Origin of the sequence: Kibdelosporangium philippinense, from assembly GCF_021390435.2 — a bacterium.
Lineage (GTDB): Bacteria > Actinomycetota > Actinomycetes > Mycobacteriales > Pseudonocardiaceae > Kibdelosporangium > Kibdelosporangium philippinense.
The window spans coordinates 2,271,376-2,296,342 of sequence record NZ_JAJVCN010000002.1 but is presented as its reverse complement, the minus strand read 5'-3'; the positions used below and the strand labels follow the sequence as shown (position 1 = coordinate 2,296,342).

Annotated in this window: 27 protein-coding genes; 13 read left to right on the top strand and 14 right to left on the bottom strand. The window is 65.4% G+C overall.

Annotated elements, in window-relative coordinates; all coding sequences use genetic code 11:
• The first annotated feature begins 2 nt into the window (after window positions 1–2).
• From folE to LWC34_RS29470, 10 genes are all read left to right on the top strand, one after another.
• A complete protein-coding gene (gene folE, locus LWC34_RS29515; RefSeq protein WP_233728350.1) occupies window positions 3–647 on the top strand; it encodes a GTP cyclohydrolase I in 645 nt (214 codons plus the stop codon).
• A complete protein-coding gene (locus LWC34_RS29510) occupies window positions 647–1,249 on the top strand; it encodes a phosphoribosyltransferase (protein ID WP_233728349.1) in 603 nt (200 codons plus the stop codon). Before folE ends, LWC34_RS29510 begins: the two co-directional genes overlap by 1 nt.
• A gap of 100 nt (window positions 1,250–1,349) precedes the next feature.
• Window positions 1,350–2,873, top strand: a complete 1,524-nt coding sequence (locus LWC34_RS29505; RefSeq protein ID WP_233728348.1) for a methyltransferase domain-containing protein — start codon at window positions 1,350–1,352, stop codon at window positions 2,871–2,873.
• Window positions 2,863–3,903 carry a radical SAM protein gene (locus LWC34_RS29500; protein ID WP_233728347.1) on the top strand — a complete coding sequence of 347 codons (1,041 nt, stop codon included), beginning with the start codon at window positions 2,863–2,865 and terminating at the stop codon, window positions 3,901–3,903. The genes LWC34_RS29505 and LWC34_RS29500 overlap by 11 nt, the downstream gene beginning before the upstream one ends.
• Window positions 3,900–5,009, top strand: a complete 1,110-nt coding sequence (locus LWC34_RS29495; protein WP_233728346.1) for a DegT/DnrJ/EryC1/StrS family aminotransferase — start codon at window positions 3,900–3,902, stop codon at window positions 5,007–5,009. Before LWC34_RS29500 ends, LWC34_RS29495 begins: the two co-directional genes overlap by 4 nt.
• Window positions 5,010–5,097: 88 nt before the next feature.
• Window positions 5,098–5,868 (top strand): hypothetical protein, encoded by a 771-nt coding sequence (locus LWC34_RS29490; protein ID WP_233728345.1) that lies wholly within the window; start codon window positions 5,098–5,100, stop codon window positions 5,866–5,868.
• A 53-nt stretch (window positions 5,869–5,921) separates the two neighbouring features.
• Entirely contained in the window at window positions 5,922–6,623 is a 702-nt protein-coding gene (locus LWC34_RS29485; RefSeq protein WP_233728344.1) for an HAD family hydrolase, read from the top strand.
• The gene (locus LWC34_RS29480; RefSeq protein WP_233728343.1) at window positions 6,623–7,627 is read left to right on the top strand and encodes a phosphoribosylaminoimidazolesuccinocarboxamide synthase; all 1,005 of its coding nucleotides are present in this window, start codon (window positions 6,623–6,625) and stop codon (window positions 7,625–7,627) included. The genes LWC34_RS29485 and LWC34_RS29480 overlap by 1 nt, the downstream gene beginning before the upstream one ends.
• 10 nt (window positions 7,628–7,637) lie before the next feature.
• Window positions 7,638–8,291 carry a 3'-5' exonuclease gene (locus tag LWC34_RS29475; protein ID WP_233728342.1) on the top strand — a complete coding sequence of 218 codons (654 nt, stop codon included), beginning with the start codon at window positions 7,638–7,640 and terminating at the stop codon, window positions 8,289–8,291.
• A 48-nt stretch (window positions 8,292–8,339) separates the two neighbouring features.
• Window positions 8,340–8,984, top strand: coding sequence for a mycothiol-dependent nitroreductase Rv2466c family protein (locus LWC34_RS29470; RefSeq protein ID WP_308200150.1), 645 nt, complete (start codon window positions 8,340–8,342; stop codon window positions 8,982–8,984).
• A gap of 149 nt (window positions 8,985–9,133) precedes the next feature.
• On the opposite strand, the gene LWC34_RS29465 is transcribed toward LWC34_RS29470, so the two are convergent.
• The 11 genes from LWC34_RS29465 to LWC34_RS29415 form a co-directional block, all read right to left on the bottom strand.
• Window positions 9,134–9,694 carry an NUDIX hydrolase gene (locus tag LWC34_RS29465; protein WP_233728341.1) on the bottom strand — a complete coding sequence of 187 codons (561 nt, stop codon included), beginning with the start codon at window positions 9,692–9,694 and terminating at the stop codon, window positions 9,134–9,136.
• A gap of 356 nt (window positions 9,695–10,050) precedes the next feature.
• Window positions 10,051–10,578, bottom strand: coding sequence for an NUDIX domain-containing protein (locus LWC34_RS29460; RefSeq protein ID WP_308200149.1), 528 nt, complete (start codon window positions 10,576–10,578; stop codon window positions 10,051–10,053).
• Window positions 10,579–10,861: 283 nt separating this feature from the next.
• On the bottom strand, window positions 10,862–11,275 hold the full coding sequence (locus LWC34_RS29455) for a trypsin-like serine protease (protein ID WP_233728340.1): 414 nt from the start codon (window positions 11,273–11,275) through the stop codon (window positions 10,862–10,864).
• Between the two features lie 660 nt (window positions 11,276–11,935).
• Window positions 11,936–12,823 carry a hypothetical protein gene (locus LWC34_RS29450; protein WP_233728339.1) on the bottom strand — a complete coding sequence of 296 codons (888 nt, stop codon included), beginning with the start codon at window positions 12,821–12,823 and terminating at the stop codon, window positions 11,936–11,938.
• A gap of 18 nt (window positions 12,824–12,841) precedes the next feature.
• A complete protein-coding gene (locus LWC34_RS29445) occupies window positions 12,842–13,798 on the bottom strand; it encodes an aminoglycoside phosphotransferase family protein (RefSeq protein ID WP_233728338.1) in 957 nt (318 codons plus the stop codon).
• A 119-nt stretch (window positions 13,799–13,917) separates the two neighbouring features.
• On the bottom strand, window positions 13,918–14,679 hold the full coding sequence (locus LWC34_RS29440; RefSeq protein ID WP_233728337.1) for a sulfite exporter TauE/SafE family protein: 762 nt from the start codon (window positions 14,677–14,679) through the stop codon (window positions 13,918–13,920).
• Window positions 14,680–15,300: 621 nt separating this feature from the next.
• Window positions 15,301–16,464, bottom strand: coding sequence for a DUF2694 domain-containing protein (locus tag LWC34_RS29435; protein ID WP_233728336.1), 1,164 nt, complete (start codon window positions 16,462–16,464; stop codon window positions 15,301–15,303).
• Between the two features lie 270 nt (window positions 16,465–16,734).
• Window positions 16,735–17,064, bottom strand: a complete 330-nt coding sequence (locus LWC34_RS29430; protein WP_233728335.1) for a hypothetical protein — start codon at window positions 17,062–17,064, stop codon at window positions 16,735–16,737.
• Window positions 17,061–17,261 (bottom strand): hypothetical protein, encoded by a 201-nt coding sequence (locus LWC34_RS29425; RefSeq protein WP_233728334.1) that lies wholly within the window; start codon window positions 17,259–17,261, stop codon window positions 17,061–17,063. The genes LWC34_RS29430 and LWC34_RS29425 overlap by 4 nt, the downstream gene beginning before the upstream one ends.
• Window positions 17,258–17,707: a hypothetical protein gene (locus LWC34_RS29420; protein WP_233728333.1), complete on the bottom strand. Its 450-nt coding sequence runs from the start codon at window positions 17,705–17,707 to the stop codon at window positions 17,258–17,260. The genes LWC34_RS29425 and LWC34_RS29420 overlap by 4 nt, the downstream gene beginning before the upstream one ends.
• 739 nt (window positions 17,708–18,446) lie before the next feature.
• Window positions 18,447–18,740 carry a hypothetical protein gene (locus LWC34_RS29415; RefSeq protein ID WP_233728332.1) on the bottom strand — a complete coding sequence of 98 codons (294 nt, stop codon included), beginning with the start codon at window positions 18,738–18,740 and terminating at the stop codon, window positions 18,447–18,449.
• 218 nt (window positions 18,741–18,958) lie between these two features.
• Between LWC34_RS29415 and LWC34_RS29410 the strand changes: the two genes are divergently transcribed.
• From LWC34_RS29410 to LWC34_RS29400, 3 genes are all read left to right on the top strand, one after another.
• Window positions 18,959–19,813: a helix-turn-helix domain-containing protein gene (locus LWC34_RS29410; protein ID WP_233728331.1), complete on the top strand. Its 855-nt coding sequence runs from the start codon at window positions 18,959–18,961 to the stop codon at window positions 19,811–19,813.
• An 18-nt stretch (window positions 19,814–19,831) separates the two neighbouring features.
• Entirely contained in the window at window positions 19,832–20,029 is a 198-nt protein-coding gene (locus LWC34_RS29405; RefSeq protein WP_233728330.1) for a DUF397 domain-containing protein, read from the top strand.
• Window positions 20,030–21,012: 983 nt separating this feature from the next.
• Window positions 21,013–21,837 carry an alpha/beta hydrolase gene (locus LWC34_RS29400; protein ID WP_233728329.1) on the top strand — a complete coding sequence of 275 codons (825 nt, stop codon included), beginning with the start codon at window positions 21,013–21,015 and terminating at the stop codon, window positions 21,835–21,837.
• On the opposite strand, the gene LWC34_RS29395 is transcribed toward LWC34_RS29400, so the two are convergent.
• From LWC34_RS29395 to LWC34_RS29385, 3 genes are all read right to left on the bottom strand, one after another.
• Window positions 21,821–23,341, bottom strand: coding sequence for a helix-turn-helix domain-containing protein (locus LWC34_RS29395; protein ID WP_233728328.1), 1,521 nt, complete (start codon window positions 23,339–23,341; stop codon window positions 21,821–21,823). The genes LWC34_RS29400 and LWC34_RS29395 overlap by 17 nt on opposite strands.
• 215 nt (window positions 23,342–23,556) lie before the next feature.
• Window positions 23,557–24,468, bottom strand: a complete 912-nt coding sequence (locus LWC34_RS29390; protein WP_233722569.1) for an IS3 family transposase — start codon at window positions 24,466–24,468, stop codon at window positions 23,557–23,559.
• Window positions 24,465–24,782 carry a transposase gene (locus tag LWC34_RS29385; RefSeq protein ID WP_233722568.1) on the bottom strand — a complete coding sequence of 106 codons (318 nt, stop codon included), beginning with the start codon at window positions 24,780–24,782 and terminating at the stop codon, window positions 24,465–24,467. The genes LWC34_RS29390 and LWC34_RS29385 overlap by 4 nt, the downstream gene beginning before the upstream one ends.
• Window positions 24,783–24,967 lie beyond the last annotated feature (185 nt).

The following is a 24,967-nucleotide window of genomic DNA, read 5'->3' as shown; positions in this document are numbered from 1 at the left end:
CTATGACCAACACCGTCTGCAGCCCTGCGGTCGGCGGGAGTCTGGCTTTGGCACCGCAGCTCCAGCCGACCCCGCCGGGGCCGGTCGACACCGAGCGCGTCGCCGATCTCGTTAGCCAGCTCCTGGCCGCACTCGGTGAAGACCCCGCACGGGACGGACTGGTGGACACGCCGAACCGAGTCGCCGCGTGGTGGAGCACTTTTCTCTCCCCGGACTCGTCGGCCGCGCCGACGTGCTTCATCGAGAGCAGCCTGAGCGGCCAGTTGGTCGTGATCGGCGGCATGAGCGTCTGGTCGTTGTGCGAGCACCACCTGCTGCCCATGCACCTCGACGTCGCTGTCGGCTATGTGCCCGATGGCGAGGTGCTGGGCCTGTCGAAGTTCGGCCGGATCGCGCAGCGGCATGCGGGCCGCCTTCAGGTGCAGGAGCGGTTCACGCGGCAAGTCGCGGATGAGATCGCTGCATTGATCGAGAGCACGGACGTGGCTGTCACCGTGCGCGGCACGCATCTGTGCATGAGCGTACGGGGAGTGCAGATGGAAACCGCCCGCACCACCACACATCAGGCCGGCGGCCGGTTTCACAGTGACCCCGTTCTCTCCCAACAGTTTCTCACTTTCGCCACCGGCACATGGCAGGTCGGCTGATGACCAAGAACATCGACAAAGCGGTGATACAGCGCGTTTTCGAGCACCGGCGCATCTGGCGCCTCACGCAGGACGCCTTCGCCTCCGCTGCCGCGTTGATCGCCGGGCAGGAGCCGACGCCCGACGTGGTGGTCGGGATCGCGCGCGGGGGAGTTCCGTTGGCCCAGTTGCTCGCCAGCCACTACAGCGTGCCGGTTGTCGAGCTGACGGCCCGCCATAATCACAGCGACGACCTGCACGTTCCCGCGACCGGGAAGGTCGAGCTGCCGAAGGAACCCGATGCGGCGCTGGCGGCGCATCACGGTGCCCGGGTGCTGCTGGTCGACGACATCTGCGGCACCGGCTCGACCTATCGCGCGGTGATTCCGTGGCTGGCTACGCACCTGGCGCCGGCTGCCGTGCGTGCCGCAGCGCTCTGCCGCAGCAAGGCGTCGGCCTTCACACCGGACACGTGGGTGTGGGACACGCTGGACTGGGTCGTCTTCCCGTGGAACGAGCCGGTCCTGACCAGCGAGGACCTGATCGTGCCAGCCTCGCTGCGGGGCCGCTCCGCGCTCAGCGAATCCGAGGTCGAAGCCAACGAACGCGGAGACCACGGATGAGCGGGCAGAACCGGACGTACTCCGGCGGGCCGGACCCGCGCCGGTACGCCGTCACGGCGGCGCCGGCACTCCACCTGGACGATCCACAGGGAGCACATCGATGAACGCTGCGCAACTGCCGGAGCAGTACGCGACCCGGCCAGGAACCCCGATGGTGGGGCCCTACAGCACGAACCAGATGGACGACTTCTACCACGCACTGGGCCGCGGTGAAGCCAAGGCGTCGGGCCTGATGAACCTCCTGCAGCACCTGATCGTCGCTGAGCAGTGCGCGCCGGACTCGCGGGTGCTGGATGTGTGCTGCGGCCGCGGGCTGGCGCTGCCGCTGCTCTACCGCTACGCGCCGAAGATCGCGCGATACGTCGGACTGGACATCAGCGTGGACAACCTCGATGAGGCCCGCGAGCGGATCGAGGCTCTGCGCGCGAGGTACGGCGACCCGTTCCCCGTGGACCTGGTGGAATGCGACGTGGCCCAGCCCTGGCCAGCGCTGCCGTCGTTCGACATCGCGCTCTACACCTCGGCACTGGAGCATCTGCCGTTCGAACTCGGCGCGCAGAGCCTGCGTAACACCGCCGCCGCGCTGGCGCCGGGCGGAGTGCTCTACCTGTCCACCCCCCGCAGCCGTCGGCCCCCCGCCGCGCCCGCTGCAGTACCGCGTCCATGTTTACGAGTGGTCGCGAGACGAGGTCGAGCAGGTCATCGGCGAGACGGGCCTGGTCATCGAGAACGTGCTGGGCCTGCTGCCGCCCGCACCGGACGTCCTGGCGACCGCGCTCACGGACCGCTACGGGGACACCGCAGCCATCTGGTACCGCGACCTGGTCGAACGCGTGCCCAAGGCGCTGCTGGACGCGGTCTCCGCCGTCGCCGTTCCCGAGGTCGCCACGGAACTGCTCTACGTCTGCAGGAGGCCATCATGACGATGTCGATCACCACGCCGATACCTGGTGCCACGCCGCTGTGGGTGAGCATCGAAGGTATCAACGGCGTCGGGAAGACGAGCGCGGCCCGTTCGGTCGCCGCCACGCTCGGTGCGCGAGGTCTGCTACTGGATGAGCTGACCGACCAGCCCGGCGACACGCTACCCGGGCTGGTGATCGCCGCGTTGAGCGCCGAGGGCGACCCGTTCCTGCGCACGGGCCACCCGGTCGTGGAGACCCTCGCTCTGCTCGCGCTGCAGGTCCGCAAGGCCGAGCGCCTGGCTGAGCGAGACCTGGCCGGAGTCGACGTGATCATCGAGGACCGCGCCGTGGACTCCGTCGCTGTGTACCAGGCGGCGATCCTGTGCTCGCAGTATTCGGAGGCGTCGCCGGAAGCGGTGGTGCGGCACGTGCTCTCGAGTCTCCGGCGGTGGAGGGCGTTCCCGGACGTGACCATCCTGCTCACGGGTGACCCCACGGTGTGTGCGGCGCGCTTCGCCGACCGGATCGGGCATCCGTTGGTGCCCCCGGACGTACGGGTGATCGAACAGATCGACGCGTTGTACCGGGCGGCGGCGGATGACGATCCCGGGCGGTACACCCTCGTTGACGTGGGCGACTTGTCCCCGCAGGACACTGCCGCCGCCGTCGAGGACATCGTGACCACGCTGCTGGATCGGCAGGCCGCCCATGCCTCGTGACGTGACGTTGCTGTGGGGCCTGCGTTCCCCGTGTGCGTTCGCGTGCCCGCATTGCTACTTCGGCACCATCGAGGAGCACAAGGACAACCCGCCGGGGCAGGCAGGTGTCCTGTCGCACCTGTCCCGCACCGACCTGTCCGCCGAGGCTGTGACAGCGTTCGCGCGCACGCTGGCCGGCTCGGACGTCGAGAGGGTGGTTATCGCGGGCGGCGAGCCGCTCGACTGGCCCGGCACGCTCGGAGTCATCTCCCTGATCAAGGACGCGGGCTGCCAAGTCGTCATCGCGACGAACGGTGTCCCGCTCACCCGCCCGCACGTGGCCGAGCGCCTCGTCGACCTCGGCGTCGACGGCGTGTCCGTATCGCTCGACAGCGCGGACGCGGACACCAACGACCGGATGCGACCCTCGCGGTCGGGCCGTTTCGGCTACCACGACGTCCTGGATGGCATCAAGACTCTGCTCCGCGTCCGCGCCGGACGGGCCGCGCCCAGGGTCGGGATCTACACCGTGGTCACGCGATCACGTCCGCAAGAGATCACCGAAGTGGCGCGGTTGGCCGCCGACCTCGGCGTGGACTACTACGTGCCGCAACCGATTTCCCTCGCGCCCGACCACAAGCTCTTTCACCAGATGTCCCACACCTCCGGCGACGTCGCCGACGTCAGCGAGCAGCTCGACCGCCTCTACAGCGACCCCCACGGGCTGAACCTGCCCGACCCCTCGTACGTCCAGCGCTTTGTCGCCGCGATCTCCACCCACGACAGCGGACATGTCCCCGACTGCTTCGGCGGCGCTCGCCTGTTCTTCATCCAGCCCGACGGCTCGGTCTGGGACTGCCCCTCCGATCGCCGGATCGCCGCCACCACGTCCGAACGGCGAAGCACCATCCGAGACGGCGACGCGCGCACGCTGTTCGCCACGAGGCCGAAGTGCACGGACTGCTCACTCTTCAGCCGAGACTGCGTGAACATGTGGCCCCTCGTGCCAAGCATGCCGCAGCTGCTGCTGAACGAGGGGGCTGCCCGATGACGATTCCGCACACCCCCGGCGACGCACAGGCACTCGAAGATCGGCTCGGCGCGGCACTCCGGCAGATGCCTGACCCGAGCGGCGGACCGGTCGCCGCGGAACTGGAGCGCGAACTGGCGACTGCGTTCGGTGTCCCGCACGCCGTGGCGGTCGCCTCCGGCACCGCAGCTCTGCACGCAGCCTTGTCTGCCTGCGGTATCGGCCCGGGCGACGAAGTTCTCGTTCCGGCGCTGACCGTCGTGATGACGGTGGCGCCGCTGCACGCTCTCGGGGCAACGCCGGTGTTCGTCGACAGCGACCCGGCCACCCTGGACCTGGACTACGACGACGCCGCCCGGAAGGTCACCTCACGAACCCGGGCGATCATCCCGGTACACCTGTGGGGCCGGATGGGGAACCCAACAGACCTGACGTCGTTCGCCTCCGAGCACGACCTTGACGTCGTCGAGGACACTGCGCAGGCCGCCGGCACCACGCGCGACGGGCAGCGGGCGGGCACGGCGGGCACTGCTGGCTGCTTCAGCATGAAGGACGGCAAGATCCTGTGGAGCGGAGAAGGCGGCTTCCTGCTCACCACCCACCACGAGGTGGCGGAGCACGCGAGGGCGTTCCGCAGCCATTGGCAGCAGGCTCCGGCGGGCGAAGCCCCGCTGAGCCGCCTGGCAACCAACTCCCGCCTCGCCGCCCCCTTGGCCGCGATCGCCCTGGCCAACCTCCGGAGGATCTCGCACCTGGTCGAGCTGCGCCAGGAACAGACCCGCCGGGTGCTGCACGCCCTGGAACAGACACCCGGCTTGGCCGCCCTCGCCCCAGCTGCGGGTGAGGAGTGGAATGGCTTCGCCCCGTTGCTGCACATCGACCTGCCGAACCCTCGGGCGTTCGCCGAACATCTCGCGCAGCAGGGAGTGCCGAACTCCACCGGCAGCTTCCGACTTGTGCCCTGCGACACCCGGCCCATGTTCACCAGCCCTGACCGGCCGTGCCGCGGCGCCGCGCAGATCCTCGACCACACCCTTGCCGTCGTTCTCACCGAACGCGACACCGAGACCACGCTCGACCGCTACGCCGCCGTCATCGCCCGAGAGGCCACCGCATGGGTTCCGTAACCGACACCCCACAACCAGCATCGACAAATCCCTCGGGACCGCCCCTTCCGACAGCGCCTTGTCCTTGTCCCCGAACGGACCTGCCCGCATGACGACCACACAGGTACGCCACTCCTGTACCCGCGGCCCGCTGATTGCCGCCGAGGGCATCAACGGAGTCGGCAAGACATACCTGACCAAACGCGCCATCGACGCCCTCGACGACAAGCCGCTGATGCTCGACGGGTTCTCCCAGCGGACGACCGGGCGTCCGGGACTAGACAAACTTCTGCTTCGCGCGCTGCGCGAGGCCAGCGCCGGGGACCCGTTCCTGCGCGGGGGCGCTCCATTGGCCGATGCACTCATCCTGCTAGCCATCAAGCGCCATGACCTGGACACCGTCGTACCCGCGCTGTCCAGCGGACGTGCCGTCGCCGAGGGCCGCAGCGTCGACTCCACAGCGGTATGCCAAGCGCTGCTGCTGCACCCCGACAACCCGGACGCGGCCCTTCGGACGGCAACCGCCTTGCTAGACCTTGCGTCCTCCTACCGGCCGCTTCCCGACCTCACGATCCTCGTCACCGACGACGCCGCACAAGCCGTTGCGCGCGCGCAACAGCGCGACCAATGTGTCCTTACGACTGAGCAGGCCGTGTTCATGCGTGACGCAGCCGCCCTCTACGAGCGGGTCGCCGCCACCGATCCGGCACGCTACCGAGTCGTGGACCGGCGCAGCGTCGGCGAGCACGAGGCTGCCGAGCAGATCCGGGCATGGATCCATGGCGCCAGGACCGGCCTGGGCTGCGTGCGAGAGCCGTGGCAGGGCCCCGGGGCCCGGTGCATGTGCTGCGGCCGTCGTGGGGATGCGGCGCCGGCATGAGTCGGACGGCGCACCCTTCGATCGGCCCGGACTCAGCTCCAACGAGGAGCTGCGTGCCCGCGATTCCCGATGGCGTCGAGGCCCTGGTTTTCGACTTCGACGGCACCCTCGCCGACACGATCGACAGTCACGAGCAGGCGCTGCGAGCGGCGCTGCAGCCATATGGCCTCGACCTGGACCACGACTGGTATAGCCGTCACGTCGGCCTGTCCATCCACGACCTGTTGACGACGCTCCCGGGCGGCCAGCTGCTGCCCCACGACGAGATCATCAGACACAGCCGTACACATCTGCTGGCCACCGTGCACATGATCACCCCTATCGCGTGCGTCGTCTCGCTGCTGCGCGCCGCTCGCCGCGCTGGACTGCCCTGCGCTGTGGCCTCGGGAGCCAGCCGACTGCTGGTCCATCCCGGGATCGAGGCGCTGGGCCTGATGGACGAGTTCGCGGCTGTCGTCGCACGAGAGGACGTCATGCACGGCAAGCCAGCTCCCGACCTGTTCGCCGAGGCTGCCCGCCACCTCGACGTTGCGCCGGACCGGTGCCTCGCCGTCGACGACGCTCCCGACGGTGTCACCTCCGCCCGCGCGGCCGGAATGCAGGTCATCACGATGATCGACGGCCACCTGGCGACCGACGAGGATGGCGCTGTGGCAGCCGCACGCTTCGCCACGAGCGCCGGGACGCCGCAGCACCGCCAAGATCGGCGGACTCCGCCAGATGACGGCACGAGGCCGTCGCACCAGGGAGCATGATGCCCGTCCTCCACTCGACCAAGAACCTCGAGATTCTCGAACCGCCCACGGCAACGAGGGAGGGGGTCGGAATCTTCGAGTACACGGACAACTACACGGTGTTCCACTACGGCAGGATGCCGGACCTGATCCCTGGGAAAGGCGAGGCGACCTGCCGCATGGCCGTCTTCAACTTCGAGATGTTGGAGGCGGCGGGCGTGCGCACGCATTTCCGCCAGTTCATTGCTCCGAATCGGATCGAATTCGCTCTCGCGCGCGTCCCGGACCCGGACGCGAGGCCGCGAACCCCGGACGCTGGAAACTACCTGGTTCCTATGCAGGTCCTCTTCCGAAACGAGCTCCCTCAAGGAAGCTCCGTTCACCGCCGACTCGCAGCCGGCGCGCTGACACCGGCCGAGGTCGGGCTCGACGGCATTCCCGCCGTCGGCGAAACGCTGCGGCATCCGATCATCGAGTACGCGACGACGCGGGAAGACGTCAACCGGTTCATCGGCGGGTCCGAGGTCCAGCGCCTCGCCGGCCTAAGTGACGAGCAGTTCCAGGCAATGCACAACACCACCGTCACCGTCAACGACGTGCTGACCAGGCACGCACGCGAACTCGGGTTGCGTCACTCCGACGGCAAGATCGAGTTCATGATGTCGAGCGATGCGAACCTCGTGCTTGCCGACAGCCCCGGCACACCAGATGAAAGCCGCCTGATGTTCAACGGCGTGCACTGCGGCAAACAGGTCATCCGGAACTGGTACGTCGACAACGGACTCGAGGTGCCGGTCAACAGGCTGATCGCCGAGGGCGTGCCCCGGAGCCGGTGGCCGCGGCCAGCGCCACTCCCGCCCGAGTTCCTGCCGGTGATGTCGGACCTGTACCGGTCCCTGAGCGAAACCTGGACAGGCGAGCGCCTCTGGGACGCGCCGGACCTGCAGACCGCCACGCGGGCCGTTGCTCTCCTCGATCCGGCGGGCCAAGGCCGCAGGCCGCCACGGAACCTACGAGAACGGTGAACATATGGGCTTGACCGAAGACCCAGCCTTCCTGGCGACGACGTTCGTGGTCATCGACTTCGAAACGACGACCCCCACGGGCTACCCGGCCCAGCCCATCGAGATCGCTGCTCTCGCGCTGCGCTACGAGGAAGGAACGTGGGCGACGGTCGGCAGGTACGCCTCACTCATCCGCCCACCCGCGTTCGCCCCGGTGACCTCCGCCGATACGGCCCAGACCGGCCTGACCCCTGAACAGGTGAAGCAGGCCCCCAACCCGGCCGACGCGCTGGGCGCACTGGATCGGCGATTCACCGCGAACACCCGGTACCTGCTGGTGGCACAGCACGCAGCCACCGAGGCCAACGTCATCCACAATCAGCGTGAGCACTGCCCAGCGCTGGCCTGTGTCGACTTTCTCGACACGATCCCGCTGGCCAAACACCTCGTTCCAGGTCTGCCGAACTACAAGCTCGACACGCTGCTGGCACATTTCTCCGTCCCGCTGCCGGCGAATCGCCACCGGGCCACCGCCGACGTCGATGTCACCGCGGAGGTGTTCTTCCGGCTCATCAACGCTGCCGCCGAGACCTCTCAGATCAGCGATCTTGCGGCACTGGTGAAAATCGCCGGGCGCACGGCCAAATGCAACATCCCCGTCCAAAGTGGATTATTCGACATCTAGGACTGCCAACAGGAAAGGGCACATGCAAATCCGAACTCAGATTGGAAGGTGATCATTCTCGTGATCAAGGAACAGGCGGGCCGCCACGAGGTGCCGTTCTGGTTCGATCCGCTGTGCCCCTGGGCATGGATCACCTCGCGCTGGCTCCTGGAGGTCGAGCAGGTTCGGCCAGTGTCCGCCGACTGGCGGATCATGTCGCTGGCCTACCTCAACCTCGTCCAGCGCGAGGGCAAGGGCCTCAGCGACGAATACCGCCAGATGATGACGAACGCGTGGGGGCCGGTGCGGGTCTGCGCGGCAGCTGCTGAGCACAGTGGCAGCAGCGTCCTCGGGCCGCTGTACACCGCCATCGGCACCCGGCTCCACAACCACCGACGCCGCGACGATCCCACCGTCATCACCGAAGCGCTCGCGGAGGCAGGTTTGCCCGATTCGCTGGCGTCGGCCGCTACGAGCACGGAGTTCGATCAGCGAATCAAGGACTCCCACGACGAAGCGTTCAACGAGGTCGGCCTCGATGTCGGGACTCCCGTTCTCCGCATCGGCGGCACGGCCCTGTTCGGCCCCGTGGTCACGCCAGCCCCGCGCGGGGAAGCCGCAGGTCGACTCTGGGACGGCCTGGTCATGGTCGCCGGCACTGACGGCTTTTTCGAGCTCAAGCGGAGCCGGGACCGGAAACCGTCCTTCGAGTGAGTGGGCACCCGGCTACCTTGACCGGCGTCGGCTGAGGGTGCGGCCGTTGACGGTCTGCGTGCGTCTCGAAAGATGCGACCAACCGCCGCGCAGCCTCGGCCGGTCCGCACGGTGATCCGCTGCCGACCAGGAGCGTCTGAAAGGCCCAGTCAGCCGATCTGGGCTGGTGCGCTGATCGCCCGCGCGATGCGGGGCCCGACAAGGCGCTCGGCCACGGCGAGTGGGTACCAGGCGGCACCCGTCACCTCGGACTCCTGGATGTCCCCGATGTCCGCCTGCGCCGTCGTGAAGGAGTAGCCGATGTCGAGGTGGTAGTGCTCCGGCTCGTCCTTCGCCGGTCGTGCCGGGACCTGGCCGTACTCGATGTAGATGGGGGTCGGCGACGCTGGGACGACCTTGCCGGGGTCAAGACCGGTCTCCTCCGTCAGCTCGCGCACTGCCGCGTCGATCAGCGTGGTGTCGGTCGGCTCGAGGTGGCCTCCCGGCTGCAACGTGATCCCGTATGCGCGGTGCTCGACAAGCAGGATCTCGGCATCGTTGCGGACCAGCAGGGCGCCGACAGTCACGTGCATCGGGAAGGTCCGCCGCGAGGTGAAATTCTCCCCCGTACGCAGCAGCCGCATCGGCTCAGACAGCTGCGCGGCCTCGTCCGGGTAGCGCTCGAGGTAGGCAGAAAAGGCGCCCGAGATGTCCGAGTCACTGATCGACATGGGTCGCTTCCGCGCCAGTCCGAGGGCGCAACTCTCCGGGACTTCCTGCTCGGATGTGAACGATAAGACGCGACACAGTCAGCTCCGTAGAAAGCGCATAGCGTACGAGAAGATCCGTACTCTACAAGCTGGGCGTGAGCCGGTGCGCGCATGCCACGCCGAGGTCAAGCGGTAGGTCTCGGAGCAGGTTCGTTCCGGGCCTGCCATCAGGCCGCGCCGCCGGTGCTCGAGGCACGGGAGGGACACCGCGCCCGCCACCAGCTCGGTGACGCCGCCACGCGAAGCCACCTGGACCGCGGGTCCGTGCGATTGATCGCCCACTGCGTGACGGACTGATGGTGTACCAGCGACAGGCGTCAACGAGTGGCGATCGACTGTTCGGTCGCCAAGCGGCGCACGTGTGCGCGAAGACGGTCGCGATCCTCGGGAAACGCGCTCTCCCACGTCTCGTCCAGGTCGAACCACCTCGGCGGCTGGCCCCGTTCTCCGCCGAGCGGAGCGTCGCGGTCGACTACGGCGGCATAGGACAGGCCTAGCGTCGGCGACCAGTCAGCCCGATACAAGCGCACCGAGACGGCAGCCGGAATCGGCAGCAACTCGCCGGACAACCCGGTCTCCTCCGCGAGTTCGCGGGCGGCGGCCCTCCGAGGCGTCTCACCCGGCTCGACCGTGCCGCCGGGTGGCACCCATCCGCGCACGCGGTGCCGCACAAGAAGGACCTCGCGGAAAGACGGCTCGGTCACCCAGACCTCCGCCGCGAGCGGCGGCATTGGAGCATGACGAGCACGGGTCAGCCAAGCCCCGCGTCGTCGAACTCCACCAGGGCAAGGCGAGCCATCGGCGACCGCCGCTTCCACGGTCTCATGGTCGATCACCCAGCTCACCCTAGCTCCTTGGATCGCGTCATGGCTGGCAGAGCCGTGGGTGCACCACGGGAAGACCGGAGGCCCCGGCGTTCTCGACGACCAACTCGGGATCTTGTGCAGGAAGGACACCGAACTCGCGGCGACGATCGGGGAGTGTCACCTGACGGAAGAGAAAATTCATGATCCGTTGAAACAATGTCCGCTGCGGTACGGCCGCTGAGCCTCGCGTGCGGGCTGCCGTTTCGTTCGCCGGCAGGAGACGCACCGCGCCAGAGCCGCGCTCCGGCGCGGTGCACTTGGACTACGTGGCTGCGGGAACGCCGCGAGCGGTGTCGTAGATCCAGCTGCGGAAGTACGGCGAGCTCGTGTACACGGTTGGTCCGACGCCCGCGTACTGCGTGGCCGCGCGGCTGCAGCCACCCACCAGCTGCGGCACGCCGCGCACGTACTTCACGGCGGGGCCGCCCGAGTCGCCGCCACCGGGGCCATCCGTGCGGTTGGGGTTGTCGGTGCAGATTTCGCCGGCGGACTGCCCGGCGTCGGCGCAGCGGGCGGGCGCGACGACCTTGGTCGTGAGCTGCTGCAGTTGCGTCGGCAGGGTGGGGGTCGGGTCCGGCGTGTCGCTGATGTGAAGCCGAACACTGAGTTCTGCACCGTCGAGGCAATGCCCCGAGGACGGGCGTCGTGAAAGCCCTTCATGAATCGGTCGCTCCACCGAACAGGTGAGGCGACCGATTCGCCGCCGTCGTCACCCCACTGGTTGTGACGGTGTGAAGGCGGACAACCAGGTGGGTGACCGGCAGACGCGATGGCCGGGGGTCGTGCCTGCCGCGTCTGCCGGGCCCACAGCCGGGTCCACAGTTCAACTGCTGGGAGGTGGTGGATCCGGCCGCTCGGGTACGGCGAGCGATGTGTTCGCCTCGCCGCACAGCGCAGGTACCGCAATGACGGCACGATGACTTGGACGGCGTCACGCCGCGACAGTCGGCTTTCTGCCGGTCGGGACCATTGCGGGCGCGACATCGAGTCTGACCACACCGGACTGTGGTGCGTTCTCGGCACGTGCACCTGCCCGGCATGACGTGGTGGCGCTGGTGTCCGATCTCGCGGTGAGTATTCGGCCACAGTGGCATCGCATCCAGACACGGGAAACAACGCGAACGCCGGTCCAGGCGGCGACTGGTATCTGTGCGTCGATCTATCCATTGTAGACATTTTCTTGGAGGTGGTCACCGCGGCGCGCGGGTGCAACTCGGTGGTGCGCTGGGCCAACCCAACGATCATTCGCGTTGTTGAGGCTGCCGTTGCGTCAAAGGTTGACCATTCGCGCGGTCCAGGCGGCATTCCACTGGTAAGCATCCTCGGCCTGGGATGGTCAGCCACGGACAGCACTCCCCTCGTCCGTCAGGTTCCGTTCCTCGGGTGGCTCGGGGAATATCGGGGCCGGTGATGCCGGACGATCGTGTGTGGGCGGGTCCACCGTCGTGCCGCTGCGCTCGGCGATCCGCCGTTGATGCAGGAGTCGGCACATGAGGTTGTAGTGCCGCAGCAGGAACCGCCCGGACAACGGATGCCGGCGTAGGCTGGTGGTCAGCGCGTCGGTGTCCGATGTGTTGAGAAGAGTGCCGTGTTGGGCGGCGTGACATATTTCCAGCAATGTGTCGATGTGCCGTTCAAGCGGGCGCAGGTCGGGCAGTCGGCCACCAAACCACGCCTCGACATGAGCACGGGGCGTCCATTCCCACACAACCGCATGGCTGACGCCGCCGATCACGCGCCGGGAGGATACGAGGTGAAACAAGCGCACATCCTGCTCGGTGTGCCCCGGAACATCCGGCCGTGCGCTGACGATAACCGGACCGGTCCACCCACCACGGCTCGCGAGGTGTGCGGGCCTGCGTCGTAGATGGTCTGCGAAGCTCAACGCGAGCCGGTCGCTTGCCGTGATCCGCCCGCGGGGTTGGACAGCGATGGCGAGCACACCTTTCTGCCGCCGGATTTCGCGCGCTCGCCACAGTGGCTGGTCGGTGTGATGGTGCAGTACGTTTCCGTGGGAGCCAACCCGCGCGAGTCGCTCGTAGCCGGGTCGCCTGGTCCATTCGACGTCAGAGTCGACCAGGAGCAGCAATCCGTTCCGCGTGACCCCGGGCATCACCGGCAGGACAAGTGACTGGCTTGCGGCAGACCGGTGAACCTGCGGCGGCGTACCAGTGTCCAGGCGGTGGGACGTGGCGGTCGCTGGTGTGGTGAATTCGTGTGACATCTCGAACCTCATTCCGCGCTACAGCCAGGGTTGGCGCATCAACGCGCGGACACGGTCGTGTTGGTCAGCGAGCTTGTTCGGGAACACCTGGCGTTGGTCCCACAGTTCACGTAGCCAACGCAGCGCGCTGGTTCGTTGCGCGGCAAGGAATCGGCGACGTCCCTCGGTGTCATGAACGCCGAGATCAGGCAGCAGCGAGATCCAGTCGTCATCGGTGAATACCCGCGCCGTCGGGTGCTCGATCAGATCGGCCGCGTCGCAGCAGACATCGCTGTGGCCGGTGGCTGACCAGTCGACGAGGTGCACCGTGTTCGTCTGGACGTTCCACAACCAGTGGTCCAGGCTGGGGTCGCCAGGAGACAACACCCGCGTGGCAGGCTCTCGCAGGGTCGCGGCGTCGTCGAGATCAATCCACCGGGTGGCCAACGGCAGAAGAGCGCAGGACAGGCTGTCGTCATGGGCGGACAAGGCTTTCGGCCATTCGACGGTGAGGTCATGCAGGACGTCGAGAGGTGCGTCGCCGCGCGGGCGGTTGTCGAACGGGCCGAGCGGCAGCGCGTGAATACCTCGCACGGTGGCCACGATCGCGTCGAGGACGTGCGGCGGCGCCATCGGCGTGGCCGAGATCGGGTTCCCATCCAGCCAGGTCATCGTGGCCGCGGGCAGGGTGGGCTCTAGGTCATGCCACAAGAAACGCGGAACGTCCGCAACCTGTTGCTGCGCGAGGTGCTGCAGGGCGACGGCTTCACACCAGGCCCGAGACGGATCCGATGTGTACAGCTTAAGACACACCGTCGCGTGAGGGTCCCAGTCTGGCAGGTGCGGCACTCGCCAGGCGTAACACCGGTTGCGAGATCCCCATGGCAGTCGCTTGAGCTGAAACCCGTCAAGGTCGCTGTCAAGCAGGTCGGGGCTGGCCCCGTGGAAATGCCGCAACTCGTGGACCAAGCCGATCGGCGCGAACATTGAAGACACAACAGTTCCTTCATAACGAGAGCGCGAGACGTTGGACGGCGGCAGAAGCACGTGCGGTGCCACGAGCATCTGATGTGGACGCTCTAACAGAGCGCCAGCTCCGCTGGCCCGGTGGCGAGTCATGAGGTCAACACCAACGCGCCGGCCGCGATCGTGGTGACCGTCGCGACCAAGACGCGCAGCACTTGGGCGGGCAGGTGGTCGGTCAGCTTCTGACCGAGAACGCCGCCGACTGCCATGGAGACGGCCAAAACAGCCCATACGGGCCAGAGAACGAGGTCCGAGGCGGCGTACACCACGAAACCGATTCCGCTCGTCACCAGGCACAGGAGGTTCTTTGTCGCGTTGATCTGTTTCCAGGGCCACGAGGTGAGCCTTGATGCCACCGTCAGGATCATCACGCCCACTGAGGCGCCGAAAGCCCCTGCGTATAGCGACGTCACCGAGTATCCCATGGTCAACAGTGCCCGTGTGCTCTTCGGGGAGAACCGTTCTCGCCGGGCGCCGTCGTCGATACGCTGACGTACACGCTGGAAAAACAGCAGAACCACGACGCAGCCCACGAGTACATACGGGGTCACGGCACGGAATTGCGTGGGCGTTACCAGCTCGGCGACAATGAATGCGCCGACCATGGACGCAAGCGCGGAAAAAACGAGCGGAACGGCCATGACGCGAAGTGGGACGTCTTTGATTTCCCACAAAGCCCGAAGAAAAGATAGCGGTGTTGCGGCAAGAACCGTCGCGTTGGCCACCGGCATCGGGATGCCGAACCAGACCATGACGAGAAAGGGAACAATACTGCCCGAGGCAGCCGCATAGTTCAGGACCCCAGCGGCAAGCCCGACGAATGCCGTCACGACCAGCTGGAGTTCCTTCACAACAGGCTCCGAACCTGGATTTCCCATACCGCTTTGTGTAGTCGAGCAGTGATAGATTCACGGTCGGCCGAGCGAAGACGGGAACGCCGCCCCTCCAGTGGGTCGGACACATACTTGAGCAACCGAATTGCCACACTGACAGGCATGGAAAGCGTGACCACCCGTTCTGGTACACCCATCGCGGAAACCCTTTCCGGGCGCGCGGCAACGACATCCGCACGGGCCGAATGGCGACCGTCGGGTTATCGCACCGCTGAATCTGAGTGATCACCATATGCCTCCGCTGAGGAAAAAAATAATCCGCCGATAGGTGAGTGTTTGGCACAGGACAGGACCACTGGGAGTTGGGCGACTTCCATCGAACGCACGTGCTATCGCGAGCGACTCTCACGGAGCGCGATTGCGGACCCTCCGGGTTCCACCTATTAGCGGTTGACTATGACGCTCAGATGGCTCGCTGTCGGAGTTATTGGCGATGATGCACGGGATCATGGACCGAGAGCCAAGGTGCCTGCTCCGGCGGCGATCGCGGAGAGTGACGCCACGTCGGTGGCGCAGTCCGCGCCTCGTCACGGGCTTGGCTGACTCTCGTCGCTATCGATGGTCCGCCCCGCTGCTGCGCTAGTCATCCTTACGGTCTTCCGCTATCGCGGACTGACTTGGTGGGGGCGCCTGGTGCGGTTCGTGTGTGGTGGCCAGCAGGCCATCGACGCGTTTCGCGTCCTCATACTGCCCTGCGCCTGTGTAGTGCTCGGCTGCGAGGAGGTAGCAGAGGTTCGCGAGGTCGGCTTGGCCGTTACGCTCTGCCGCCCGTCCGACGGTCGTGGCAATGTCCGCGGCCTCGACTTCCGGCAGCGTGCCTGTGAACTTTCGCACCAGACGGGCCAATTGCACGCCGACGGCGTCAGCCTGGCCAGCGATCGACAGCTCGTTCGCCCGCTCGACAAGCAGCGCAGCGTACATACGTGGGTCCGGACCGACGGTCAGAGATGCTGCTGCCCGGTCAAGCGGGGTGATGGCATTGGAGACGCGGGCTGTGACACGGTCTGGATCCGTGCGCAAGACGGAACGATCGTCGAGCGGCGCATGCCGGACCGCCCGCAGGGCCGCGCGTTCGGCAAGCTGGTAATCCTGCACTGCCGCGACAGGATTATGACCCTGGTGATGGATTTCGCCGCGAACCTGATAGGCCGAGGCGAGCAGATCGGTGTTCGCTGCCTCGTGGGCGTGCAGCACCGCAGAGGTCGCGGCCCTCACCGCGTCATCAGTCCGCCCTGTCGCGCTCAGCACTTCCGCGTGCCTCATGGACAATTCCGCGCTGCGCTCGTGATGAATCGCGGCTTGTGCTTCCTGCGCGATCCCCACGGCGACCGCTGCGTTCTCAAACTGGTCCACCGCAAACCACAACCGTGCAAGTCCGTCAGCCAGCCTGCGAGCTAGCCCGGCCCAGCCGTGCTCCCACACGATCGTCAACATCGTCTGCGCCCGAACACCGTGCGTGCCGATCCACTCGCGCACGTCCTCGGGTACCGGAATGTCACGTGGAAGGCGTTGATTTAGTGACCGCATGTCGGCTTCACCGACCAGGCGTGCCAACCGGTCAGTCTCGTCAGACACTTCGCTGACCACGTTGTAGAAGAGTCCCGAACGTCCGCCATGGGATCGCCGCAACACTATGATGCGGCCGGCGTCGCCAGATTGGATGTAGCCGGCCGCATCAAGCTCGTCGACAATCACCTGAGCGACATCGCGCGCACAGTCCAGAATGGACTCAATGTCGGACACGGAGATTCGGTACGAATCGTGGCCAGGATCACGTGCCACGTGATTCAGCACATGCTGCGCCCTTACCGAAAGCGCACCTCCAGCCATGGGGCTTACCTCTCGCATTGCGACTACTGTGGACAGTGGACCGGTGGGGAACGGGCCGCCGTCCAACGCATACCGGCGAGAGTCACTCGTCGTTGCCTGGCGAGGGGCGCGGGGTCACGGACGCTCGAACGGCAATGGCGCTGTCGGCGGTTTTTCCGCCTTTACAGGTGCAATCAGCGCGAGCTACGAATCGAACCAGTTGGGGTCAAGATCCCTGGCGTTGCGCGGTACGTCGTCGCAGTCGCCGAGCGTTTCGCAGGCTGCGCGCAACGCTCTCTGGCCTGCTTTGTTACATGACCACGCGATAAACGCTGGATCGTCGAACCGACTCCATGCCCGCTCGGTCACGCTCTTCGTGCCAAATTCGACGGTCACGGTGACCCGCACTGGCGTGGTGGCATCCGGCTGGGTGTGTTGCTGACGGATCCATTCGCGGAAGGCGTGCCACGCGGCCCGGTCGTCGTGCGTCATGTCCACGCCGCCATCGCAGGTGTAGTAGGGCTGGGTCGTCATTGTTGGCGTCCTTTTCGGACAATCTCCACGAAAGTAAGCAGGTCGCCAGCGAGGAGTTCCGCCTCGTGGTCGTTGAGGACCGCTTGATCTCCGAAAGGCGTGGTGAGGGTGATCGCGTCTTTGTGTAGGTGTGCGGTCAGGGTCCGAATCTGCCCCTCCTTGTTGCGACAGGGCAGGGATTTCTCATAGTCGGTCACATGATGTCCGTGTTCGTGAAGTAGTAGACGATCGCGTTGCGCAGGGCGTTGTGCAGCATTGAGGCCTCGGCGATCGTCAGGACAGCGTTGTCGGCGAGGACGATGGTCGACCCCCGCAGGTCGACGGTGAGCTCGCGGGGAACGCCGTTCGAGTCATGGCACGGCACAACCCGTGGCTTGATTCCCGGACTCGGTGAGGTGGCGGCCGATCCGTTGTCTGAGACGAGACGGAGGTGCCTCTCCGACGTCGGAGCCGGTTGCGGGATCGGGTCAGTGAGGGCCTCGAAACAGTCGTTGCACCATGTGCCAGCGCCGTTGCGAATGATCTTGTCTTGTGTGACGACGTGTCCGCATGCTGCCTTGAGTTCCATCTCGACGAAGCCGTCGAGCGCATCGAACGAATGCACACGGTCGTCGATAGAGGAAAGCCATCTGATGGGAATCACGCTGCACTCCCGATCGGGAGTGCAGCGAACAGTGGAGCACCGGTCGACGCCGTGGTGAGGGGCGCGACGTCGACCGGTTGTTTAAGGCCTGTACCGATGCTTTCTCGCCGAGCGGCGCCCCACCCCAGCGGCTTGCGCTCCACGCCGCCAAGCGCCGACTCGCTTACGTCGCTGCTGCGGAACGAGCCGTTATCGGTTATCGCCTCGCTTAGACCGCCGGTGCGGAACGAGCCGACATCGGTACAGGCTTGCCCCAGGTTGCTGTCGGAGCTCTTGTCGCCCTGGGGACAGTGCAGCAACCCGGAGTTCGAGGCCTGCCCGCCGGGGCTGGTGAGTGCTGAACCGGCGGGCAGGGGGTGGACCGTCGCCTTCTCGCCGTGCTGCGACCTATTGCTCGCGGCTGCTAGCGCTGACCCATGTGAGTCCGGGTGCTCGTCGGCACCACGCGATGGGTTGACAACGGTCCGGACCTGTCCAGCACCAGGGCAGTCTGTGTGAGCAGCCGTGGCGGACAGGGGTTCTAGGCCCGCACCCGGGCAGCCTGGGGAGGCCCCGGGTGCGGGCTGGGACCGGTCGCCCACCACGACGACTGGGTCCCGTTTGAGGCCTGCGCCAGGCGAAGGGGCGATGACCCCCAGGCGCAGGCTGGGGGACTCGACGCTTGTCGGACAAGCGGAGTCCCGGTCAGTTCCCATGCCGAGAATCGAGGGAAAACCCTGCGCGGGGAACCGGCGGCCGTTCACGACACAAGCCCCGTCTGCGCGGCCCACCACGAGCAGTCCGGGCATCGGGAGGTCACAGGCGGGTACTCCCGCTTGTGGACGTCCGCAGTGCGGTCATCGACGGACTCGACCCAGAGATGGCCGTCGGCAGCGTGGACCTTCCCGTTGATGTTCGCCAGATGGACAAGGCCGGGCCGGAACATGTCCACACGCCATTGATAGTTGGGCGTCAACGACTCAGGGTCGTCCACGGCACCTGACTCCAGCGTGCTGAACCAGTCAGAGACCGGTTGCTGCTGTTGGCGGTCCATACGTCACTTCCCGATGCACTGGATGGATCCGACCCGGCTCCGTCGGCGGACCCCGGCAAGGAGTGGCCGACGGAGCGGGCCGCCGATAGCGAGCCACGGCCCATGTACCGTACATCATGGACCGTCCGTCATGAGATAAGCCGATCAGGGGAATGAGGGACCACGCTCTGTACGCACGGGTGCACACTTGGGCGGCCAGCCCCGACCCGAGGAGCACGATGACCGATGAGCCCGGCCCCGCAATCAGAAGGCGCCAGCTTGGCCGCCAACTCAAGGAGTTGCGTCTCGCCGCTGGCTTCAAGACCATGGACGCCGCAGCCGAGGCAACCGACCTGAGCCGAGCAACCATCTCGCGGATCGAGTCGGCCAAACAGGTGATCCTGCCGAAGACCGTACGAACGCTCTGCCATGCCTACGGTATCGGTGCGCCGATGCTCGACCACCTGGTACGACAAGCTGAGGAAAGCGACGATCGAGGTTGGCTGCTGGAGTACGCCGAAACCGTCCCAAACTGGTTCGAGCGATACGCCAAAGAAGAAGCCGAAGCACTCAAGATCTGGGGATACGAAGCGGAATTCGTGCCCGGCCTGCTACAGACCGACGAGTACACCAGGGCCGTCACCACAGCAGCCCGCGAGACGGTCACCCCCGCAGCGCTCGACGAATCAGTTGCGTTCCGGCGGGCACGACAAGCCCGGCTCGACACCGACACCGCACCCGAACTCTGGTTCGTGATCAACGAAGCCGCCGTCCGCCGACAGGTAGGCAGTCCACAGACCATGCGTGACCAGTTGGAACATCTTGTCGTCATGGCTCAGCGGCCGAACATCACGCTGCAAGTACTCGCGTTCAGCGCAGGCGCACATCCCGCCATGGTGGGCGCGTTCAAGCTGCTGACCTTTCCCGCCGAATCCGGGCTTGGAACCATCTATGTCGAGGTTCAAGGCGGCGCGGTCTACCCGGACAGGCCAGCCGACTTCGACCGGTACGGGTGGGTCTTCGAGACGCTGTGTGATCTTGCACTGTCACCCGAAAACACGATTTCCCTGCTTACTAGGCTGACATCGGAGTAACCCCGGCAAGGAAAGGTGGTGCGGGACGTGAACCCGGACACCACTGGAAAGTGGAGGAAGTCCAGTCGATCAAGCGGCCAGAACGGCGACTGCGTCGAGGTGAACCCCGAAGTCGGTGTACGGGACAGCAAGAATCCCGACGCCGTGCTCATCATCGGGTGGGACAGGTTTCAGCACGTCGTCACCGCCATCCAGGCAGGCCAGCTTGACCGGTGACCCGACCGGCCCCCGCAGGTGTGCGGGGGCCGGCCCACAACACAAGCGTGACCAACGCGCTGCACTCGGAGAGGAAACCCGCGACACCGGGGCGTCTCAGCCACGAATCATCGGCTGGCCGGGGCCCTGTCACGACTTCAGTCACCGCAAGGATTCACCCGCGGTCAAATCTCGCGAACAATAACCCCCGCGACCCCACCGGCTGCGGTCACCACCGACCAACAACTGCGGTCACATCAGACGGATGAAACCATAGCGCCACCGCTCGGGCAGATAGGCCGGTCTCGTAGGCGAGCGTCTCGTCGAATGTCCGTGGCCAGTGAAAAAAACTGAAAGGCCATTGACAGTCGAAGTTGGCGGAGTGCGCGACGCGGGGCGGCACATGTGAGTGCCCTGGTCATCCTCTGCTGGGTTTCTTCTTCCGAGCCTTTCCCCCTGGTGCGCGGTCATACTTGCGGTCACTTGCCGGCGTGGTGACGTCGCTGGGAGTTGGACGCCCGATCGGAGGACGCCGATGACCATGAGCCTTGGTGTTTCGGTGGGGCTGCGCGTGACGGGCGTGACGGGCGTGATCCAGACGCTGTCGTCGAGGCTGGTGTACCCGGCTGTGTGGGGGCCATGGTCTCCGACGATGAGGATGCCGAAGGGAGGGCCGGTAGCGGTGTAGTTCGTGGCTTGCGGCAGGTGGTCACGTTCCACCGCGATCCGGGTGGCTTTGCTGGATCGCCGCTTGATCTCCGCGACAAAGCGGTTTCCTGGTTGCGGGGTGTAAGTGATGTCGGTGCGGTGCGGCCCGCGGAGCTCAGCGGCTTTGCCCACGGGATCAACGCACTTAAGGCTCGGAGTGACCGCAGACAGGGCCGCGTAGCCCCTGTTCAGTCCACGTCCTAACAGCGGTTCTGATGTGAGAGCATCCGACCCCGCGATGTACATGGCGGCGTAATCTAGTAGTAGTCTGTTTCGTCGTCCTGGCAGGAGTCACAATGCGCGTGAGCAGTACCGGAACCACTGTTCGGACACGCGACGGCTTGCGTTTGAGCGGCACGTTCACGTCACCTGATGAGACACCTCAGCATGCTGCACTTCTCGTCCATGGTGCTGGCGTAACTCGGGAGGAAGGTGGATTCTTCGCCCGACTCGCGAACGGGCTGTCAGAAGTAGGAGTCGCGAGTGTGCGATTTGACTTGCCGGGCCACGGGGAAAGCGAAGGTCGACAGGAAGACCTATCGTTGTCGGCTCTGCTAAATGCAATCGACTCCGGCGTTGACCATTTGCGCGGCATGGTGAGTACACCCTCGATCAGCCTGATAGCAGCGAGCTTCGCAGGAGGCGCGTCGGCGTACTATGCTGCACATCGTTCGGGTGACCTTTCCACTCTCGTGTTGATCAACCCATTGATCGACTATAAGACCCGTTTCGTAGATGAGAAGCCAGCGTGGAGAAACGGCTATATCTCAGAAAAAGCTGGGCGTCAACTGCTCGAACAAGGCTATGTCGGGCACTCGCCTACATTCAAACTTGGACGCCCGATCCTAAATGAAGTCTTCTGGCTTCAGCCCCGGCCTGTATTGGCCAAGATCACGTCGCCAACACTCATCGTCCACGGCACCGAAGACACGTTCATTTCTGTGAACTCGTCACGCGAGGCGGACAAGCAAATGACGTGCAAGCATAGGCTGATAGAGCTTGACGGTGCACAGCATGGCATCGCTGTGCACGACGATCCCGAGTATGCTGACCCTCAAACGCAGGAATGGCAAGCGTTTGTGATCGGCGAGGTTGGAACGTGGATTACACAGAAGGTGTAAGGTCGTTCGGGTGCATCGCTTCGCGCAACTCCTTAACGGCGGGACGATGCTGCCACGGTTGCAATGCAACTAGAACACGCTGCAACTCTTGTTTAGTGCGCCGCGAGTCAGCGTTAGTTGCCCGCATAGCTGAGGCGATACCGGTCTTGGCAGGGTGATCGGGCTCACCAGCTACGGCAAGCGAGGTAGCCATCCAAGACAAGAAGAAGCCGTAGTCTCGCGGAGAGAATACGTCTTCTCTTAGAGCGTCCGCATACAGATCGACGGAGCGGCGCGGGTTTCCGGCTTCCGTATAGCAAATTGCGGCCTGCATCGTCAGGATGGTTTCATTATAGTGAGCCCCAAGCGCAGTATCTGAATTTATCGGATCTGCGGCCAGGAGTAGACTCCGGGCGCGGTCTAGTTTTCGTTCTACTGCATCGGTGGACGCTCCAAGCATTGCGTCCGCACGAGCTTCCTGCTGCACAGCCTCAGCTCTCAGCCGAGAAGGCAGCTCCCAAGGGCCATTCTGTGCAGCCTGGGCAAGGGTGAGCATGCGCGAAGGCTCACGGTCATCAAAAGCCAGCTGAGACTTTCGTATGAGAACATACCCTTGCATGCCAAGGTCACCGGTCTCTTGTGACCATTCCATTGCCCGATCGTGCCAGTACAAAGCTTGCGGGACATTGCGAGTGTCTCGGTATAGCCAACCGGCAAACTCCGCACCATCGGCACCGACCGAAAGCAATTCGCGCCGAATTTCTGGCCTGGCATCACGGGCACGACTTTCGATCGCCGACAAGATACCAAGCACCACCGGAAGTGTGGCACCAGATCCCAGCGTTCCGTCATCAGATTTACATTCTGCAAGTCGCTTGCGCAGGTACGTCACGACCGATCTATCCATGTACCGGGAGTCGTCCATCGCCAGCGCAACGTGCCGCAACTCGGACTTATCGACGGACGAGATCGCCGTAGCGAGCCCGGCCTTGAGAAGGGCGCGTCGATTCAGGGGGTTCATGGGCTCCACTTGCTCCGTAGCAGCAGGGCTTTCAGACTCGCCACGTACTGTCAGCTCATCAAGGAGAGCACCGAGCTCGCTCGTTGCCATCGTGCGGCCGTCGACCGGTACCAGCACGGTCCGGTTCCCGATCAAGACTGGCAACAACAGCCCACCGATCATGTGTCCATGACGAGACTCTTGTTCGCTTTGTGCACGTGGCTGTTCCGCAGTCTCCGAGCTCGTCAGCCTCGTTGCCGCTCTCGGTGCCCTGAACCACCATAGATCCTTAGGAATGCCCAGCACACCAGCCCAACGCATAAGTTGAGGCACGTCGTTGATCTTGACACCGTTCTCAATACGACTTAGCCGGGACTGGGTAAGACCAACCCAACCCGCGGCTACCTCTTGAGAAATGTCCTTGCCGTGGTACGTGTGGGTGCGGAACGCGCGCATCACCGCCGCCATGTCGCAGGCGTCGAGAGCGCTCCGCATTTCAGGGGTCTCCCAGAAGCTTTCCGGCACCTTTGGGGGGATGAAGCCGCAGGTTATGGTCACGTTTGGCGCAAGCCGTACACACCAGTGATCGGTTGCTTTGCGCGAGCCGAGTCCCGCATCGACAGTGCCGCACCTGTTGCTGCGATCCCATATGTACCCAGCTCCACCCCGTGGCTGTTCACCCTTCGAGCAAGCTTAGTGACTCTACGCGAGTGTCAATCCCCTCAGATCGTGGAGACGGTTTATGCCACTTCGGTTCTGACCTGCGTCGCTGATACTGCTCGTGCGTGTGCCATCTGATGCTCGAACGGGATCGGGGCCAGGCCGTCGTTGGCGCTGTGCCGGCGGGTGGTGTTGTAGAAGTCCGCGATCCAGGTCGCGACCTTGATCCGCGCCTCAGCTCGGGTAGTGAACCGGTGTCGGTGTACGAATTCGACCTTGAGTGTGCTGTTGAACGCCTCGGCCGCGGCGTTGTCCAATGCGGACCCGACCCGGCCCATCGACTGCACCACACCCAGCGTCCGGCAGGCCGCCGCGGTCGCTGCGGCGGTGTATTCCGATCCGCGGTCGGTATGGAAGATCACCCCGTCCACGTCCCCGCCCCGGGTGGTCGCGGCCATCCGCAGCGACGCCACCACCACAGCCGCGTCATGGTGGGCGGACATCGCGTAACCCAGCATCCGGCGGGAGAACAGATCCTCAGTGGTCGCGAGATACAGCGGCCCCTCATCGGTGTCGATCTGCGTGACATCCCCGCACCACAACACATCCGGTGCCACCGCGGTGAAGTTCCGCCGAACCAGATCGCGAGCCACTGGCCGTTTCCCCGGCCGGGTCAGCGACCGCCGGCGTTTCGGCGGTCGTCCGGCCAGACCGAGCTCGACCATCCGCGCCGCCACGGTGTTCTCCGAGACCTTCCAGCCGGCCTCCCGCAGGTCACGGGTGATCCGGGGACTGCCATAGGTCTCACCCGAAACAGTGAACAACCTCCTGATCTGCTCATCCAACTGCTCCCGCCGCTGATCACGGGCAGTGGGCTTGCGGTTGATCCACTTGTAGAACCAGGACTGCGAGACCTCCAAGGCCCGGCAGGCGATCGCATGCGGGACACCGTGCTTGGTCCTCTGGGACGCGATGAACTCCGCCACGATCACTGGTTCATCGCGTCCTTCACCCACAGGACCACGGAGCGCTTGAGCACATCACGCTCCATCTCCAACTCGGCCTTCTCCTTCGCCCACTGTGCTCGTTCGGCCCGCAGCCGGGCCAACTCCGCACGCTCGGCCTCGTTCAACCCGTCTGCGGGCTGCCCGGTCTGGCGCCGGTCGGCCTGTACCCAGTTGTGCAGGGTGTACGCGCTGATCCCCAGATCCCGTGCGACCTGCGCCACCGACTTGCCGGTCTCGGACACGATGCGCACCGCACCCGCCCGAAACTCCGGATCAAACCGGCGCCTCTTATCTCCCACGACCTGATCATCTCTCTTGGTTCAGGTCTCCACGCTACGAGGGGAAGCACACGAGTTCGGCGCGGACGTTCATGCCAATAAGGCATGAGAGGTCATGCGGAAGGCAAATGATCGTTTGGCTTGCTCACGCCCAGGATCGAGGTAGGTACCCGGCGCCGGTTGGCCCCTCAGCGCGTCTCAGCCAC

Excerpts from the sequence above, each read along its gene's own strand:
- folE (WP_233728350.1), top strand. The coding sequence starts at position 3 with ATGACCAACACCGTCTGCAGCCCTGCGGTCGGCGGGAGTCTGGCTTTG.
- LWC34_RS29510 (WP_233728349.1), top strand. The coding sequence starts at position 647 with ATGACCAAGAACATCGACAAAGCGGTGATACAGCGCGTTTTCGAGCAC.
- LWC34_RS29505 (WP_233728348.1), top strand. The coding sequence starts at position 1,350 with ATGAACGCTGCGCAACTGCCGGAGCAGTACGCGACCCGGCCAGGAACC.
- LWC34_RS29500 (WP_233728347.1), top strand. The coding sequence starts at position 2,863 with ATGCCTCGTGACGTGACGTTGCTGTGGGGCCTGCGTTCCCCGTGTGCG.
- LWC34_RS29495 (WP_233728346.1), top strand. The coding sequence starts at position 3,900 with ATGACGATTCCGCACACCCCCGGCGACGCACAGGCACTCGAAGATCGG.
- LWC34_RS29490 (WP_233728345.1), top strand. The coding sequence starts at position 5,098 with ATGACGACCACACAGGTACGCCACTCCTGTACCCGCGGCCCGCTGATT.
- LWC34_RS29480 (WP_233728343.1), top strand. The coding sequence starts at position 6,623 with ATGCCCGTCCTCCACTCGACCAAGAACCTCGAGATTCTCGAACCGCCC.
- LWC34_RS29465 (WP_233728341.1), bottom strand. The coding sequence starts at position 9,694 with ATGTCGATCAGTGACTCGGACATCTCGGGCGCCTTTTCTGCCTACCTC.
- LWC34_RS29450 (WP_233728339.1), bottom strand. The coding sequence starts at position 12,823 with ATGTCACACGAATTCACCACACCAGCGACCGCCACGTCCCACCGCCTG.
- LWC34_RS29430 (WP_233728335.1), bottom strand. The coding sequence starts at position 17,064 with ATGACGACCCAGCCCTACTACACCTGCGATGGCGGCGTGGACATGACG.
- LWC34_RS29415 (WP_233728332.1), bottom strand. The coding sequence starts at position 18,740 with ATGGACCGCCAACAGCAGCAACCGGTCTCTGACTGGTTCAGCACGCTG.
- LWC34_RS29410 (WP_233728331.1), top strand. The coding sequence starts at position 18,959 with ATGACCGATGAGCCCGGCCCCGCAATCAGAAGGCGCCAGCTTGGCCGC.
- LWC34_RS29400 (WP_233728329.1), top strand. The coding sequence starts at position 21,013 with ATGCGCGTGAGCAGTACCGGAACCACTGTTCGGACACGCGACGGCTTG.